11 protein-coding genes are annotated in these 17570 nt (G+C 36.0%); 4 read left to right on the top strand and 7 right to left on the bottom strand.

Annotated features, from left to right (window positions below; all coding sequences use genetic code 11):
• Window positions 1-94 precede the first annotated feature (94 nt).
• Both QP953_RS22795 and QP953_RS22790 read left to right on the top strand, forming a co-directional pair.
• The gene (locus QP953_RS22795; RefSeq protein WP_309553060.1) at window positions 95-5617 is read left to right on the top strand and encodes an MG2 domain-containing protein; all 5523 of its coding nucleotides are present in this window, start codon (window positions 95-97) and stop codon (window positions 5615-5617) included.
• A 231-nt stretch (window positions 5618-5848) separates the two neighbouring features.
• Window positions 5849-6619: a tetratricopeptide repeat protein gene (locus QP953_RS22790; protein WP_309553059.1), complete on the top strand. Its 771-nt coding sequence runs from the start codon at window positions 5849-5851 to the stop codon at window positions 6617-6619.
• A 114-nt stretch (window positions 6620-6733) separates the two neighbouring features.
• Here the strand turns inward: QP953_RS22790 and QP953_RS22785 are convergent, their stop codons facing one another.
• Both QP953_RS22785 and QP953_RS22780 read right to left on the bottom strand, forming a co-directional pair.
• A complete protein-coding gene (locus tag QP953_RS22785) occupies window positions 6734-7777 on the bottom strand; it encodes an agmatine deiminase family protein (protein WP_309553058.1) in 1044 nt (347 codons plus the stop codon).
• A 95-nt stretch (window positions 7778-7872) separates the two neighbouring features.
• Window positions 7873-8718 (bottom strand): GyrI-like domain-containing protein, encoded by an 846-nt coding sequence (locus QP953_RS22780; protein WP_052593887.1) that lies wholly within the window; start codon window positions 8716-8718, stop codon window positions 7873-7875.
• A 27-nt stretch (window positions 8719-8745) separates the two neighbouring features.
• On the opposite strand from QP953_RS22780, the gene QP953_RS22775 reads away from it, so the two are divergent.
• Window positions 8746-9189: a hypothetical protein gene (locus QP953_RS22775; RefSeq protein ID WP_052593889.1), complete on the top strand. Its 444-nt coding sequence runs from the start codon at window positions 8746-8748 to the stop codon at window positions 9187-9189.
• 29 nt (window positions 9190-9218) lie between these two features.
• Here the strand turns inward: QP953_RS22775 and mnmD are convergent, their stop codons facing one another.
• The 5 genes from mnmD to QP953_RS22750 form a co-directional block, all read right to left on the bottom strand.
• Complete coding sequence (gene mnmD, locus QP953_RS22770) at window positions 9219-9881, bottom strand: tRNA (5-methylaminomethyl-2-thiouridine)(34)-methyltransferase MnmD (RefSeq protein ID WP_309553057.1); 663 nt, start codon at window positions 9879-9881, stop codon at window positions 9219-9221.
• A gap of 234 nt (window positions 9882-10115) precedes the next feature.
• Window positions 10116-11054: a hypothetical protein gene (locus QP953_RS22765; protein WP_052593893.1), complete on the bottom strand. Its 939-nt coding sequence runs from the start codon at window positions 11052-11054 to the stop codon at window positions 10116-10118.
• Window positions 11055-11187: 133 nt separating this feature from the next.
• Window positions 11188-12135: a hypothetical protein gene (locus tag QP953_RS22760; protein ID WP_309553056.1), complete on the bottom strand. Its 948-nt coding sequence runs from the start codon at window positions 12133-12135 to the stop codon at window positions 11188-11190.
• Window positions 12136-12413: 278 nt separating this feature from the next.
• Window positions 12414-13049 (bottom strand): hypothetical protein, encoded by a 636-nt coding sequence (locus QP953_RS22755; RefSeq protein WP_052593897.1) that lies wholly within the window; start codon window positions 13047-13049, stop codon window positions 12414-12416.
• Between the two features lie 2 nt (window positions 13050-13051).
• Complete coding sequence (locus QP953_RS22750; protein ID WP_081909470.1) at window positions 13052-14770, bottom strand: 1-acyl-sn-glycerol-3-phosphate acyltransferase; 1719 nt, start codon at window positions 14768-14770, stop codon at window positions 13052-13054.
• Between the two features lie 759 nt (window positions 14771-15529).
• On the opposite strand from QP953_RS22750, the gene QP953_RS22745 reads away from it, so the two are divergent.
• Entirely contained in the window at window positions 15530-17287 is a 1758-nt protein-coding gene (locus QP953_RS22745; RefSeq protein WP_309553055.1) for a tetratricopeptide repeat protein, read from the top strand.
• Window positions 17288-17570 lie beyond the last annotated feature (283 nt).

The raw sequence follows: 17570 nt of genomic DNA, 5'->3' as shown, positions 1-17570 counted from the left end.
AACGTATAACCAATGTTATCAGCAGTATTTAACGAATAAAACATAGAACCAAACATTTTCTAAAAATCCTTAATTAGTAAATCAAATGAATACAATGAAACTAAGTATTTTGTTCGTTGCTTTAGCCTTGTTGCTAGGAGCATGCACCACAGAACAAAAGCCAACACGAATCCAATATAATCCATCTTACGATGATTATTTATCAGCTTTTACAGATGGCGAAATCTCTAAAAAGTCGAGCATAAAGGTAGCCTTTCAAGAAGAGGTTACAGCTTCTGTTTCAACTCCTATATATCCCAGCCCGTTCTCTTTTGAGCCCCATTTGAAGGGCGAAGCTGTTTGGAGTGACAAACAGACGATTGAGTTTATCCCTTCAGAAGACTTAAAGTCAGGACAGATCTACACAGCAACTCTGAATTTATCCGATATATTGCCTCAGATCCCAGCAGACTTGTCTGATTTTGTCTTTCAATTTAAGGCAAAAGATCAGTTTATTAATGTTAGTCCTTTGGCGAGTACTGTTACCAAAGATAAAAACAATACTTGGATGCAGTTAAAAGGGCAGTTGATAACACACGATGTCGAAGATATAGAAAGTATCGAAAAGGTTTTGACAGCGTATAATGGAGCTACTCAATTAGAAATTATTTGGGAGCACCAAAACAATAAGAAGCACCTTTTTAGTATTGAGAACTTACCTCAAAAAGCAAAAGCTTACCCTATTACTTGGAAGCTCAATGGAAAGCCTGTTAATTCAACGACTACAGAAGAATATTCCTTTACAATTCCTTCTGAAAGTGAATTTATACATACCAATACTTATCGCTATAATGAACCAGAACAGCATATTGTATTGGAGTTTTCAGATGTTTTGGATGCAGAACAAAACTTAGAGGGCTTAATTCAATTGGGAAGCAGAAATTTAAAGTACGCCATTGAAGACAATAAAATTAAACTGTTTACAGATGGAAACTTTTCAGGAAAAAAAGAATTAAAAATCTCTAGCGAGATTAAAAGTATACTGGGCAAGAAGTTGGGAAAACCGTTGACAGAAACGATTACTTTTTCTGATACAAAGCCGCAAGTAAAATGGGTAGGAGATGGAAATATTATTCCCAAATCTAAGTCGATGCCTGTTGTATTCAAAACAGTAAATCTAAATGCCATAGATGTGCGTGTTATCAAAGTAAGGGAAAAGAATGTCAAGCAATTTTTTCAAGTCAATCACATAGATGGTGATAGCGAGTTAAAACGTGTCGGAACAGTTGTTTTGGAGAAGAAAATTCCGTTTAAAACTAAAGGATTGGACTTAGCAGAATGGACGAATCACTCATTGGATTTGGCGGATTTGATTACGCCCGAACCAGGTGCGATTTACGAAATTGCTTTAGGGTTTAGCCAATCGTATTCTTTGTATCCTTGTGAAAAATCGGATCGAGAGGAAGCACATTATGACGAGGTAAATATGATGGCATTGCCAAAGAATTGGGATAGCCCGAATTATAGCAGTAGCTATTGGGATAATTACGAAGATGATTATGATTATGGTGATTTGGAAAATCCTTGTAGTCGTTATTATTATCGTCCAAATTTGGTTGCAAAACGCAATATATTAGCTTCTGATTTGGGAATTATTGCCAAGCAGGGAGACAATGGTAATTTGTTTGTTGTTAATAATTTGCAGACCACAGAACCACTTAAAAATGTGGAATTAGAGTTCTATGATTATCATCAAGAATTGATCGGAACCACAAAAACGGATAAATCGGGTATGGCTCGCCCCAATTTGGCTAAAAAACCATTTTTCTTGATAGCCAAGTATGGTGATCAAAGAGGTTACTTGCGGTTAGATGATGGATCTGCGCTGTCTATGAGTCGCTTTGATGTCGCTGGAAGTACTTACCACAATGGTTTGAAAGGTTTTATTTATGGAGAACGTGGCGTATGGAGACCAGGAGATGAGTTGTTTTTGAACTTTATTTTAGAAGACAAAGACAAGACACTCCCAAAGAATCACCCTGTTGTATTTACATTAAAAGATTCTAGAGGTTCTATCGTGGTCAAGAAAACAACAACCAAAGGCGTGAATGGCGTGTACAATTTTACTTGTCAAACAGATGACGATGCACCAACAGGAAATTACTTGGCTACGGTTCGTGTAGGAGGAGCAAAATTTAGTAAAAATATTAAAATAGAAACCATCAAGCCCAATCGACTTAAAATGGATTTGGACTTTGGAGTAAAAGAATTGTCAGTAGAAAATAAATCACTTGATGGAATATTGACGTCAACATGGTTGCACGGAGCGGTTGCTAAAAACCTAAAAGCAAAAGTAGAGGTGACGTTATCAGAAGGAAAAACAAAGTTTACAAAATACGATGAATATGTTTTTCATGATCCCGCTAGAGAATTTTCGCCAGAAGATAAAGTCATCTTTGAGGACAAACTTGATGAAGCGGGAAAAGCAAACGTAAAAGCAAATATTGTGGCCTCAAGACAAGGTCCAGGAATGCTAAAGGCAAACTTTAGAATGCAAGTTTTTGAGCCAGGGGGAGATTTTAGTATTAGTCAATTTGCAATGCCTTATCATCCATACAAAACGTATGTTGGAGTACGTGTACCGAAAGGGGATGAGGCTAGGAATATGTTGCTAACAGATGTAAAGCACAATATAGAGATTGTCACATTAGATAAAGACGGAAATCCTGTGGATGAAGAAGATTTGGAGGTGAAACTGTATAAGTTGGATTGGAAATGGTGGTTTGATAAAAATCGAGATGCCGTTTCGAGTTATCGAGGAAAAGTATATGGAACAGAGGTTGCCACAGGAAAAGTATCGACTAAAAATGGTCGAGGAACTTGGGAAATGGAAGTGAAGTACCCTAATTGGGGGCGTTATTTAGTTCGTGTTTCAAATGGTAAAAAAGGACATAGTACAGGAAAAGTCTTTTATATAGATTGGCCAGGATGGGCAGGACGTTCAACAGAGAATGATCCAGGAGGAGCAACTGCTTTGAATTTTTCGGCAGATAAAAAGACCTATAAAGTAGGAGAGGAAATTACTTTAAATATTCCAACAGGAAATGTAGGGCGTGCACTTGTTTCTATAGAGAATGGTACAAAAATCGTGGAAGCACATTGGGTAAATACCAAGAAAGGAACAACACAATTTAGGTTTAAAGCAACCAAAGAAATGGCACCCAATGCCTATGCATCGGTTTCGTTGTTACAACCTCATGCTCAAACCAAAAATGATTTGCCAATTCGAATGTATGGAGCAATTCCATTGTCGGTAGAAGATCCTAAGACACATTTAGAGCCAGAAATGGTTATCCCTGACGAGTTGCGTCCTGGTCAAGAATTTGCTATGTCGGTCAAAGATCGACGAGGCAAAGCGATGGCATATACTGTGGCTATTGTGGATGAAGGTTTGTTGGATTTAACTCGTTTTAAAACACCAAATCCATGGCATACATTTTACCAACGAGAGGCACTAGGGGTAAAAACTTGGGATATGTACAACGATGTTCTCGGTGCCTTTGGTGGAGATGTTAAAAGCTTATTGAGTATTGGTGGAGATGGCTTTAACGCCAACAAAGCAGGGAAAAAACCTGACCGCTTTAAGCCTGTTGTTTTGTACATGGGACCATTTTACTTGAAAGAAGGAGAAACAGCAAATCACAAATTTACAATGCCCAATTATGTTGGGTCTGTTCGTGCCATGGTTGTTGCTGCTCATGAAGGGGCATACGGTGCTGCCGAAAAAGCAATTCCAGTTCGCCAACCTTTGATGGTTTTGGGAACAGTACCTCGTGTATTGGGAGTAGACGAAACATTCCGACTGCCAGTAACTGTTTTTGCTATGAAAGACAATGTGAAAAACGTAGATGTTACAATTGAATGCAATGATTTGTTAGAAATTAAAGGAAGCAAAAGCACTAAATTGACGTTCAAGCAACCCGGAGATGATTTGGCTTATTTCCAGTTAAAAACAAAACCTAGAGTTGGAACAGGACATGTAAAGATCACTGTTAGTAGTGGCAAAGAATCGGCAGTGTATGAAACAGATGTTACGATTAGAAATGCTAATCCAAGAGAAACATTGGTCGCACACCAAACTATTGAAAATAACCAATCGTGGAAGCAAACGTACCAACCAATTGGCATGCTTGGTACGAATAATGGCGTGCTGGAAGTTTCTTCTATTCCTGCTATGAATTTGGGCAAACGATTGAAATATTTAATTCGCTATCCGTATGGATGTGTTGAACAAACCACGTCTTCAGTCTTTCCACAAGTGTACTTAACGTCTTTGATGGATTTGCCTCAAACAAAAAAAGAGGCAATCAATACCAATATCAAGGCGGGGGTGAAACGATTGTATCGTTATCAAAACCCAAGTGGTGGAATGGCTTATTGGCCAGGGCAAGCCGATGATATGTGGGCGACCAATTATGCAGGGCATTTTATGATAGAAGCTAAAAAAGCAGGTTATACGGTAACGGATGCATTTATGAATAAATGGATTGCGTTTCAGACAAGTGCTGCTCAAAAGTGGACTGCAAAAGGAACTGTTGGCGATGATTTAACGCAAGCTTACCGCTTGTATTTATTGGCTTTAGCAGGAAAACCAGATTTGGGATCTATGAATAGGATGCGTTTAAAACAAACAACAGCTGATGCCGTGGCAGCACGCTGGTATTTGGCTGCTGCTTATCATATTGCAGGTCAAAAAGATGTGGCTAAAACATTAGCGGCTAAAGCTGTGTTAACTGCCTTGCCTTATAAAGGAAGCACAGGAGCGACAACGTTTGGTTCAAAATTCCGTGATCAAGCGTTGATTTTACAAGCGTTGAGTATTATGGATTTGCGTAATAATGCCAATGATATTGTGAAGGAAATTACCTCAAAATTGGCTTCTGATACTTGGTTGAATACTCAAGAAACAGCACAAGCATTGGTTGGAATGGCAAAATTTGTAGGCCAAGGAGGTGTGAGTAGAGAATTAGTGTTTGAATACCGTTTAGCGGGTGGCAATTGGCAAACACTGAAGAGCAAGAAACCAATTTGGCAATTAGATTTAGATGGCGAACAGGCAAAAGAGGTTGAATTTAAAAATACAAGTGGTGCTGTGCTATTTGCTCGTGTGATTTCAGATGGTATTCCTGCGGCAATGGATGAAACAGAAACAGCAAAAGGTTTAGAATTAAAGGTTGTATATGTGGATATGATGGGGAACAAAATAGACCCCTCCAACATTTCGCAAGGAACAGATTTCAAAGCTCAAGTGACGGTTAAAAATACAGGGGCAATGGATTACAATGAATTGGCCATTCATCAAGTATTCCCTTCTGGATGGGAAATTCATAATACACGTCTAACTGGTGCTACTGCAGGGGGAGACAAGGCAGAATATTTGGATATTCGAGACGATCGAGTTTATACGTTTTTTGATTTGAAAAAAGGCAAGAGTAAAACGTTTCATGTTTTGCTCAACGCAAGTTATTTGGGACGTTATTATTTGCCAGCTTTATCTGTTGAGGCAATGTATGATAAAAGCATTCAAGCTCGCAAACGTGGGCAATGGGTTGAGGTAAATAAAATGTCTAAAAAATAGGCTTTACTCTGTTGAAAATCAATGGAGTATTAATAGCTGTTAGCTATACAACCGTTTTCTTATTTTATAAAGACCATTGGGACTCGTGCCTGATGGTCTTTTTATTTGTAGTAAATAATGTATATATTACCTTTTTTCAATAGAATTACTTTTGAGCAAACTATTTAAAAACTCAAGAGTTTGTTGAAAGCACATAATAACAGTGTTGCGAACTACTAAAAAACTAAAACCATGAAATTAATACTAATGACCTTGTTAGTCCTTAGCTGCTTTTGCAGTGTAACTGCACAAAAAAGAAGTACATTTGAAGAAGCTGAAGATGCTTATTTCTCATTTCAATATAAAGATGCTGCCCAATTGTATACAACATTGTTAATAGAAGATGATCCTGAGTGGAATTATTACATCTATTATCGCAGGGCTTATTGTTATTATGGTTTGAAAGAGTATGATAAAGCGCTTCAAGATGCTAAAAAAGCATTAAGCATTAATAGTAAAAATGACAATTACAGAAAGGTGAAAGGGCAATCTTTTTGGTTGATGGCAAGTATTTTTTCAGAGCAAGGTGCCCATGAAAAAGCTGTCGAGTATTTGACATATACTTCTAAAATTTTAAATGAATCGCTTATTTGGAATAATATAGGATATAGTCAATTAAAGATAGAGAAGTATGAGGATGCTTTAGAAGCATTTAACAAAGCGTTGGAACTGAATATTGAAAATCCATATAGTTTTAGTAACCGTTCTTTTGTTTATCTTAAATTAGGGCAATTGGACAAAGCACAAGAAGATCTAAAAAAAGCCTTAGAGTTCGATCCTTACAATCCATATGCCTATAAATACAAAGGAATACTCCATCTTGAATTGGGAGAATCGGATAAGGCTTGTGAGGCGTTTAATAAAGCCAAAGAATTAGGTTATGAAACATTTAATTTAGGGCAATCGGCAGATTCTGAAGAAGTAAATGATCTAATAAAAGAACATTGTGCTACTGCTAAATAACAGGACTTAAAAAATCCATATATTGATAATATGGAATTGAATAAAGGAAGATAAAAAGGAACTTCTAGTTCCTTTTTATTAAATTTTCTAATGGCTTGGTAATTCTTTTAGCCATTATTGGCGAGCAGCTTCAATCAAACGTTTGGCATTTTCCCCTGCTACTTGCCAAGACAAACATCGAACACTACCCCCCATTCGGCAAACTAGACTGGCATCAATCGGCACTACTGTTTTTGAGCTGTTACGTTGAATGAGTTGTATGGCTTGGTCATCAGTTGCATTACCAAAAACAGGTAGGTAAATATGATGCTTGGTAACAGTACTATTGATGTGAACACCGCAAGAGGAACCAAACCTAGCGTCCCAAATAGTTGTGTCTCGAATGGTAGGAACTTTTAGCAGCTTAATACCAGGAAAAGCCGTGCGAAGTTCATCGTGAATGAGTTGTTGATAAGCAGGCTCATTGTAGTCTGTTACGGCTATCGTATTGTTGTCAATAAACATGACTTGACCATCTGCATGTGCCAAACCATTAGGGTCGTCATTAGGAATAATGGCAACTTCATTCAGTCCTAATGCTTGTTTAAGGTAAGCCTTGGCAGCTTGATAAGTTAAGTGATTATCCTCTAAAAAACGATCGGATAAAATGGCTCGACCATTGTAATTATCTACAAAATTACCACCATCTAGGGTATAAGGGCTTGTAGAAAACTTGATTTTGTATTTGTTGGCAAAAGCATTGAATTTCTCCTGGACATAGTCGGCATCTGCTTGGTTTCCTTGTGCCGCAGCGGCATATCTAAATTGAATGGGAGCGTAGGGCATGACCATAGAACAATCTCTTAGCCAAATATCTTCTAAATTTTGTTGCAACAAAATATCCTCAGGTAGATGTTGTTTGAGGTAATCAATTGTAGCAGCATCTCCCAACACAATGACGTTGTCTTTTCCCAAGATATGTTTGGCATAAGCAATGTCAAAGGCTACAATATCATCATAGGCATCAGCATAATAATGGTTATGAATAGATGGTGGTGTAATAACCAATAGCATTTTGTCGTCGTCTATTTGATTGGAATAAGGGAGGCTGTCCTTTTGACAACTTGTTAATGAGAATAGGCTAAAAAAAAGACTCGTGAACAAATTCATTGATTGCATGATTATTTGATTTGGATGGTTAATAATTAAGTACCTTCCAAAGGTAGTAGATTGTAAAACTAATTGGGTAGTCCAAAATTGCCAACTTGAATTACTTAAATAGGAATGTAAATATGAGTCAAAAAATCAGCTTCATTGGTAGTATGATTTTGGTTGTAATAATAATGTTCGATAATAGCACCAGTAGAAAAGTTGCCCTCATTTTCCAAAAGCCAACCTCCAAATATAGTATTGTAAGTAACATCTATATTGTCATAACTTCCTTGGTGTAAAAAACGCATATAGGTATTCGCTCCAATCGTTTTGGTTGGGGATTGTTGGGCTGTCCAATCTTTAGGGCAGCTCAAACAAGCATCATAACGACAAATATCAGGGTGCGTAATATCAATATCGTCAAATATTAAACCATATTCTTGTGCTCTTGTTAATTCGGGGTAAGTACGAAACAAATCTTCCCAAACTACCGCAATCTGTTGGTTGTCATAGGTTCCTTGATGGGTTTTGAAAACGACCCGAATAGGAGGTAATTGTATTTTTTTAGCATCCAATGCTTGTATATCTTGTTGAGGATATTGGAGTTGTTGTTGATATTGATTCAATAGTTGTAATAGTTCTGGACGCTTAGAACTTGGGGCAATGTTATATTGTTTTTTAAAGGCTTTTCGAAATGCTTGCAAATCAGCATAACCGACTTCTAAAGCGATATCTGTAATACTTTTATCAGAATAATGCAGTAACTTAGCAGCATTTTCTAAACGAAGTCTTTTTTGATAACTTCCAATTGTTTCTCCAAACAAAGATTTGAAAATTCTTTGCAAACTTCGATAAGAATAGAATGAAATTTGTTCCAATTCTTTGATGGCAATAGGTTCATTATAATGACTGCGAATATAATCCAGTACAGGAACCAAACGATAAAAGTAGGGAGTGTGTGTATCCATAAGATAGTCCGTGTTAATGAGAAAACCATGACAAAAAAAGAAATTCAGCATAAAATACAAACATTGATTGATTCGGGACAGGGCGAAAATGTATATATCGCTCTTTATATGATGGTCAATCAGTTGAATATGGATTTGTTAGAAGCGATTAAAAGCTTGGAGCCCATAGACTATGAAAAAGAGTTTGCTAGCCCTAATGATTTTTATTGTAGCGTTCGAATTGCAAATATATGGGTAGAATACGAATTTATAGAAGGTTATGTTCCTTATATGGGGACTGCCGCTACTGCTTCTAGAATGGTTAGTTATTATGATGCTCCAACAGATAGCACAGAAATTATTGATAGTTTGGCAGAGTTTTTACCAATCCAAGATGAAGATAGCCCCGAACGAGTTCGAGAAATTGTCTTAGAAGATTATCAAGAATTAGCACCGTTACTCTTGCGTTTATTGGACGGAGAAAAGTTATAAATAGACTAGGGTTCTAATTGGGGTGGGGCTTACTTTTTGGTAGCACGCGTCATTTCACGTTTTCCAATAGGACCAGGAATTGCTTCTATATCAAACCCAATTTCTTTCAAACGACGTTTAAAAACTCCTTTTGCACAATAGGTGGTAAGGACTCCCTTGGGTTTTAGAGCTTGGTACATTTGAGTCAGCATAGTTGTTTCCCATAGTTCAGGCTGAACACTAGGAGCAAAAGCATCATAGTAAATAATATCAAACTGATTTTGAGCAGTTATATCTTCAAATTGACCAACTTGTTTGTAGAATTTGAAGTTAGGAGCACATTCAAGCCACTCATTGGTTTGGGCATGCATATTTAAGAACTGTTGTTCTTTGTCTTGTGCGTTTAATAACTCCGCATAGTTTAATTGTTTTGCTATTGCTTCTGAAATAGGGTAGGCTTCTACTCCAGTATAGTGAATTTGGAGCTCTAATTTAAGGGCTTCCAAATAAGTCATAAAAGCATTTAGACCAGTTCCGAATCCTATTTCCAAGATGCTCAATTCGTTTTGAGTTGTAGCTTTGTGCTTTAGGGCTGCTTCTATAAAGACGGTTTGTGTTTCTTGAATAGCACCATGAATGGAATGATACGTAGCCTCAAATTGGGCTGATTGAATACTGTTAGAGCCGTCTTCAGTTTTTATAATTGTCGCCATAGATGTAGAACGATGAATGAATTTAAAAAATCAAAAAATGAAAGAGGTAAGTCGCATTAGATGTATTTTGGATGGGAAGTAATCGTTCAGAAAAAATTATACAAATCAATCTTATTTTTAGCTATATTTTTCTAGTGACCTACTTAAAAAGAGCATTGTTAATCGATTAACAATGCCCCTTTTTATTACAAATATATGAATTGCAAATTATACAGCGACCAGTGCGTCAAGTGCTTATTTTTTGACTAAAACAACTGTTTTAGAAGTTGCCCAGAATGTTTTCTTGTCTAAAATAGTAACAATACCATTTTCAATTTTATAAGAATTGGGATCTCTAGTAGGGAGTAGGTATTGAATTTCTCCACTGCCACAGTCGATTTCTAGGTTATTAAAATAATCGAATTGTGTGCCCAATTTTTTTACTTGTGATTGATATTCAAGTGTTAGAGTTTTAGCACTTAACAGTCTCAGTATATTATTTCTGCGCAAGATTTTCTTATTGCCACAAGCAATATACGCATTGGCATCTTCTTCAATAAAGGCATTTTTACTCTGTAAATCGCTAAGTGTTGCCTCTAGTTCTTCATTAGTACGTTCTAGGTTAACCGTTTTAATTTTTAAATCGGCATAAGCAGAAGCAAGTTTTGATTCGGTAGCAGCTACCTCTGTTTCCAATTTATTGAGTGCAACTTGCATGTTGCCAATCGTCGTTTGCGTTTTGTTGACTTCGGCCTCTACTTCTGTAAATCGAGTTTCTAACTGAGCAATCATTTTTTTGAGTTGTGCGTTTTCCACTTTAAAGGCTCTAGCCTTGGTACGGAGACGTCTAGCTTTTTTATCGGCTTCAATATTAGCATTTTTGAGTGACTGCAAACGCACCATAATTGCTTGTTCTTTGGTGGTCCCTTTTGCCAACTCTTTTTGTTGGATCAATTTATCCATTTCTTCATTGCGTTGCGCCATTTCTCTCAACGTTTGATCAATAGCTGATAATGTTTCCATTGCATCCGCATATTCACCTTTAATAAGGCGTTCTTCTTGTTCTAAAGTTCCTAATTGTTGATTTAACAACTGTTGCTCTTTTTGAGCTTCTGCTAATTTAGATTGATAATCTTCACAACTGGTTGCTAAAATGGTGAAGAATAGGAATCCTATATATAAGGTTAGTCTCATAAGTATTTTTAATCTTGTTAGATATTAAAGGGGAGCAGAAATAGCTGCTAATGGGATGATTTTATAATTTGAAAATTGTTGTCCAAAAGCAAATGTAGGTAAGGAATAATTCACTTTTAAGACAGCCGAATGATTAGTTATTTTTTACCAAAACAACTGTTTTGTCGGTAGCCCAGAATACTTTTGAATTTTTAACAACAAGGACACCTCCTTGTATTTCGTAAGAGCTTTCGTCGCGAAGAGGCAAGACATATATAATTTCGCCATCGGCTCCACAATCAATTTGGTCGTTGTTAAAATAGTCAATTTCATCGCCATTTTCACGGACAGATTGTTGATACGTTTTGGTTAACTTTTTCATACTAGTCTTACTTAGAATACCAGCTTTGCGCAAAGCTCTTTTATCGCCACAAGCAACATACGCTTTCGCTTGTTCATCGATAAAATCATTTTTTGTTTCTAGATCAGCAATAGTTGTTGCCAATTTTTCATTGGTTTCGGTCAATGCAGCATTTCGTTCTTGCAAATCTTTATACGCATCATCTAATTGACCACTTTTTTCCGTCAATTGCCCCTCCATTTTTGCCAAAGCAAGTTCCATATCATCAATAATCGTCCGAGCTTCTTTTAGATCTTCTTCTTTTTCGATGATTCTCGTTTCAGCTTGAGCAATCATTTTTTTGAGCTGTTGATTTTCAATTTGGTACGAGCGCATTCTTTTTTGCATTTTCTTTGCAGCATCTTTGGCAGCTTCGTTGGCATCTCTTAATGCTTGCAATTTGGCGATAATTGCCTGACGTTGAGATAAGTTACCACTAAACTCTTTTTGTTGAGTCAAGCGTTGGATTTCTTTCTCATTATTGGCAATGGTTCTTAAGGTATCTTCAATAGAATTTAAGGTTTCAATAGCAAGAGAATATTCTCCACGAACTAATCGATCTTCTTCTTCTAATTCATGTAGACGTTTTTGGTCCGCAGCATTTTTTTCAACCAATGCTTCGTATTGTTCTTGGTAATTGTTACAAGAACTAAAAAATATTCCCACCAATACAACTAGGAGAACTACATTAGATAATTTCATAAGATTATAATTTGAATGGTATCAGTTTTTTGTGAAGTTGTTTATAAAATAGTCATTCGCTAATTATTGCCTCACAAACGAATTGAGTTAAAAATTGTTGTGTTGGTTAGCAGCATCACAAAGCACTCACAAAGTATTTTAAAGGTATCATACAACTATTATTAATACGATAGTTATTCTTAACGCCTTTAATCGTGTGTTGTTAGGGTAGTGCTATTGGTGTTGTTTTAGCGAATTACAGTTAAAATGAAAATAAGTATATTATCCAAACGAACAACTTATTCTTCATTGTATTTTATCAGGTTCCAATATTGGTTGATGTTGGTAGATTCTAACATAACTTTATTGTCTTTTCGATATGCTCTACCATCCGTAATATTAAGCATAATTTTGTCGTCTGGGTTTTCCATAAACATAATTAAGTACCCATTAGGGTCGATTCTACCTTCAATCATTTTTCGAATATCAGAAGTATTTATTTTAGCAATAAAACGAATGCCCGCACTATCTTTATTGATTTCAGCAAAACTAAAAGCAATGACTTCGGTTTCGCGATTGCCATAGTCAATTTTACCAATAAAGGTACTCTTCGTCAATTCTTCTAAACTAATATTGTCAGAACTGATCGAATCAATCAATGTTGGAACTTGATCCTTGTATTTGCCATTAGGATAATCCGCAGCATATTTTTTGTAATTATAAACCGTATGTTTTTGTTTGGCAGCATACCAAGCAAATTCCTCCTTGTGCGTTGCAACATCGGCAGCATATTTACTATCAGGATAGACTAATAAAAAAGAATCTAAAGCAGCACTTGAATTTTGACTTAAAGCCAATTCCCATGCCTTGTCTTCTTCGTTAGAACAAGCTGTTAAAAAAGTGAAAATGAATAGATAAAATAGTAGTGTTCTCATTATTACTTTATGTTAGTTACTTCAATGTGTTCTGATAAATGATACCCCAATAGGCGATTATGGTAGTAAAGCAAAAGGTTAAGATTTTCACTTTTGATCTGTTGTTTTTTATCAATAAAGAGTGCTTTCTGCACGTGAAAAATGCCAATATTATCAATTCCATGCTTGATTAATTCTTGGACACTTCCATTTTTAACAACATTCGACAAGCGAACTTTGCCAGCTAGATTTAATTCTAAAAGGCGATTTCGAAGCAATTCAATATTTTTTTGAAATACTTCCAATGCAATTACTCTATCTTCTTTAGGAAGCCTTAATATACCATATAAATCCAAACTAGGGTACTTTTTCATAAAGATATTAAAAGCAGTATGCGCCACCAAATGGCTGCTCAAAACAACATTCTCTCTAGAATAACGCTTGACAATTTGTTTGGCAAGCATTTTAGTGTATTGAGCATTGCGTTGTTGATCGTTCTGAATGATTCCTCCTGAAATAAAGTAGCCTTCCAAGTCAACAATATTGCCACGTTTGTCTAAACTTTGTCCATTTTTGTTGACAAAATTTCCCAAAACATCCATTGGTTGCCCAAAGTTAACGACAATTTCAGAAGTAGAAGAGAAAAATTTCCAGAAAAACTTTAAGAAATTATAAGCTCCACCAAACGCTTTTTTCTCGATCAGATATAATTCTTTGCCCGTACGCTCTAAATGTGAATTGATTAGATTTTTGGCTTCTAAAACACAATGGTAATTTAATACAACAGGAACAATAAAGATTTTGTTGTCGGCTTTGCTTTGAAATAAGTTGCCTTGAGCATCAATAGCTGTTCCAAGCAAGCCCATTTTTAATTTGTCTTCTAATGCTCCAGAGCGAGAACGAGTGCCTCCAGGAAAGAAAATAGAATGTACTCTACGCTCCATATTGAGCTGCGAGTATGCTTTTAGGGTTTCTAAGTAAAAGTCATTCTTTTTGCGGCGATCTAGACCATAAGCACCCAGTCTAGGAAAAATATAACCTAAAATTTTATTGTATAAATTAATTCCTGCGCCATAAGTAAATGCAGAGAGCCCAATTTGATCGGCTGCCCAACCTACCAAAATAGAATCTAAATTGCTAAAATGTGTTGGAACCAAAACAATTGTCCCCTGAGGAACCAAGGCACGAATGGTCTCTACATCACCAACAATTTGGAGTTTGTCTTGGAGTCTTTTTTTAGAACGAAAAATACTAGACGCATTTAAAATGGTACTAAATAATTTGGGCAAAAATTTTTGAGCCATTTTGTAAGTAGAAATCTTGAAGTTGCTCATGATTTCTCGCAAATAACGTTCTGTAATTCTTCTTAACAAACGATGGTTGTATTCCTTGACATCAGCTTCTGTTTGATCTAAGGACTTTCGAAGCAATTTTTTTCGAATGTCATTCCAAAAATCCATCTCATCAGGCGGATCTACTTTCCAAGGTTCGTTAACGATGCGCATCCGTTCCAAGTAGAGTACTTTGGCAATGGCTTCGCTCATACTTTCCTTTCTTTTTTTGTTGATGATCAGCTGAGTTGTAAATTCAGAAGCATATTTCATAAACTCTTCTCTCTCTTGGCTGAGTTTATGAATCGGCCAACTCGTCATTTCCTCTACCATTGGCATAGGATAATTGACAGGTTGCAAGTCAACAGGTACTTTTTTTAATTCGATTACTTCTTCGGTTTCTTCTGCCATAAAATTTTATAATTCCTGAGCGTAGTAAACATTCTTGATATAGGGCGAATGACTACTGCATTGCTTTTGTAATAAAGATGCTGGAATACGCAAACTATGCAACGTTTTGTTAATTGTAGTTTATCTTTCTATTAAATATCCAGCAAATGTTAGGAGGTATTAATGTATTGTAACCGTCCTTAGCTAACTTACACAAAATTAGTGATTACTTTTATATTGTAGCAGCATCTATTTAATTAATCTTGTACAAGCAAAGATAAAGTTGTTTTAAAAAGAAGCACAATTCTATAAAAAGATTTAAAATCTATCTTTTATCTTTTGTAGTTAAAATACGTATCTTTTAAATTGATATTTGATTTCAGTGTATTGATAATTAGTTTTTTATGTGCTTTTGTTTTGGCTGGTCTGTCTAAAGTTGAAACGTATAAAGAAACAGCTAATGTGATTGTGCAAAATTGGAGGAGGCTCCATATAGAATAAATTTAATTTAGATTTTTTTATCTAAAAACTATTACATAACTTACAAGGGTAATGAGTCTATTTGTTTGACCTCATGGACAGCGAATGTTTTGTTGAATTTTTTTCTTTTAAAAGAGGCAAAAGGAGTGGTTTTTATTTTATTGATTATTAGCTACTTAAGGTTTGTTTGGGCGAGGAGAGAGTTTATTTAGCTTAAAATCAAATCGGATTTCATTACAACGTCATAAAACAGACACATAATTTGATTTAGAAAACACTCACGATACGAATTTAATACTTATGACAGAAAAGGAGCTCATTGAGAGAGAAGAACTACTGGAAGACATCTTGGATGCCCTAGAAGATGGAGATTATGAAGAGGCAGAAGATTTAGCAGATGAAGCAATCGAAGCTTTCCCCGAAGAAGCATTCGGTTATTATTATGTTGGTGAAGCCATGTTTTTGCAAGGAGATATTGATGATGCTATTGAGTATTATCAACAAGCAATAGAAAAAGCTTCTGATAATCCTGATTACAAAGCACGATTGGCTTTGATGCATGCAAAGTTAGGAGAAGAAGAAAAAGCAAAACAAATTTATAAAAGCATCTTAGAAGTACACGATGACCATGTAGACACTTTGGTTGCTATGGGGGTTTACGCTAGCAATGAAAACGATTTTAAAGGTGCCTTAGGTTACTTAGATAAAGCTTTGGAAGCGGCACCTGATTATGATGTAGCTTATAAAGTTAGGGCTATTGTGCACACGAGTCTGGGAAATTACTCAGAAGCATTGGAGGATCTTTCTAAAGCACTAGAGAAAAATCCTGATGATAGAGAGCTATGGTTGCAAAAAATTAATTTGCACAATATGAGCGGTGATGCCAAAGCAACTGAAGAGGCCTTTAAGGCTTGGATTGGTCAAGACCCAGAGGATGCCAATCGCTACAAGAGCCAAGGAGAATTTTATGCAGAACAGGAGAAGCATAAAATGGCAGAAATTGCTTACACCCATGCCATCGAAAAAGAAATTTATGGCGATTTGGCAGCACTAAATTCTATTTTAGGAAGAGCTTGGGCTCGCTTGCATCAAGGCAATTCTGCAGGTGCTATAGAAGATTTTAGTCGTGTGATTGATTTGGATGCCAAATTGATTGATTCCTATATTGGGATAGCTGAAGCTCGTGTGAAGGAAGGTTCTGTAGATGCGGCCATTACTTACTTGGATTTAGGATTGGATATTGTCTTAGACGACAAGTGGATGTTGTACAATAAAAAAGGAATTATCTATACCCAAGCAGAAAATTGGGATGCCGCAGCTGCTGCTTTTCAAGGATTGTTAGAAATGGATGATGAAGAAATCAATGCAGAAGGGCATTTTAGCATGGGAAAAATGTACCAAGCAAAAGGAGATTTAGAAGCTGCTTTTAGGTCTTGGCGCAAAGCTAGCGATATTTTTCATCTGGAAGCCGAGGAGTGTATTGAAAAATACTGTACGCCATTTTTGAGTGTGGAATTAAAAGAAAAAGAACACACCTTATTGGACGAAATGGAAGGCGTTTTTAAAGCAAATAAACTATCATCAGTTCTTAAACCTACTTTCAACAAATTCTGGAAGGTCAATATAAAAACGACTAGTTCTAAGAATCCAATGTTTGCAAAGATACCAGCCAAAATGGAAAAGCAAATTATGGGGTTGTTGGAAAATATTTGTTTGGGATTGGATTACAAAGGACTACTTATGCTTAATCCTGGACAAGAGACCATTCGTATGTTGTACAAAATTAAAAACGAAGGGACTAAAACAGTGATTATTAATGGAATTCCATTAAATGGGACTTTTGAACGCGAATTTACATTGAGTATTGACGGGCAATATTTGTCCCTAAAAGGATTTGGAGACGAAGAAGCAGATGTTGACTTATACTTGGAAGCTGTTGATACTAGTAATTTGCCTCAAAAAGTAGAAGCAGAGTTGAAAAAACTAGCCCAAAATGGCGACTTGGATTTGATGAGTGATGAATTTAAAGCTTTGTTATTTGATCAATTGTTGACGTAAAACCACTATAGAATAAAAGGTTGGTAGATTTAATATTTATCAAAACCATAACCGTAGATAGGGAAGTTGCACTTAATGTGACTTCCCTGTTTTTTATTTATAATAGTTGCTCATAGTTGACAAAATATCAAAAGACAAAAAATTGGCTGAAACTAGATGTTTAGCCTATTTGACTTTTTGTCTTGACATAGATGAACATAATGCACAATTTACGATTGCTAAAGATGGCGTGTTGAACTTGCATTGTGACTCAAAAAAACATATATTAGCAACCTATTAAATT

The organism is Aureispira sp. CCB-E (assembly GCF_031326345.1).
Lineage (GTDB): Bacteria > Bacteroidota > Bacteroidia > Chitinophagales > Saprospiraceae > Aureispira.
The sequence above is the reverse complement of the archived record's forward strand: the minus strand, read 5'-3'. Positions and strand labels throughout refer to the sequence as shown.

Excerpts from the sequence above, each read along its gene's own strand:
- QP953_RS22795 (WP_309553060.1), top strand. The coding sequence starts at position 95 with ATGAAACTAAGTATTTTGTTCGTTGCTTTAGCCTTGTTGCTAGGAGCA.
- QP953_RS22790 (WP_309553059.1), top strand. The coding sequence starts at position 5,849 with ATGAAATTAATACTAATGACCTTGTTAGTCCTTAGCTGCTTTTGCAGT.
- QP953_RS22785 (WP_309553058.1), bottom strand. The coding sequence starts at position 7,777 with ATGCAATCAATGAATTTGTTCACGAGTCTTTTTTTTAGCCTATTCTCA.
- QP953_RS22780 (WP_052593887.1), bottom strand. The coding sequence starts at position 8,718 with ATGGATACACACACTCCCTACTTTTATCGTTTGGTTCCTGTACTGGAT.
- QP953_RS22775 (WP_052593889.1), top strand. The coding sequence starts at position 8,746 with ATGACAAAAAAAGAAATTCAGCATAAAATACAAACATTGATTGATTCG.
- mnmD (WP_309553057.1), bottom strand. The coding sequence starts at position 9,881 with ATGGCGACAATTATAAAAACTGAAGACGGCTCTAACAGTATTCAATCA.
- QP953_RS22765 (WP_052593893.1), bottom strand. The coding sequence starts at position 11,054 with ATGAGACTAACCTTATATATAGGATTCCTATTCTTCACCATTTTAGCA.
- QP953_RS22760 (WP_309553056.1), bottom strand. The coding sequence starts at position 12,135 with ATGAAATTATCTAATGTAGTTCTCCTAGTTGTATTGGTGGGAATATTT.
- QP953_RS22755 (WP_052593897.1), bottom strand. The coding sequence starts at position 13,049 with ATGAGAACACTACTATTTTATCTATTCATTTTCACTTTTTTAACAGCT.
- QP953_RS22750 (WP_081909470.1), bottom strand. The coding sequence starts at position 14,770 with ATGGCAGAAGAAACCGAAGAAGTAATCGAATTAAAAAAAGTACCTGTT.
- QP953_RS22745 (WP_309553055.1), top strand. The coding sequence starts at position 15,530 with ATGACAGAAAAGGAGCTCATTGAGAGAGAAGAACTACTGGAAGACATC.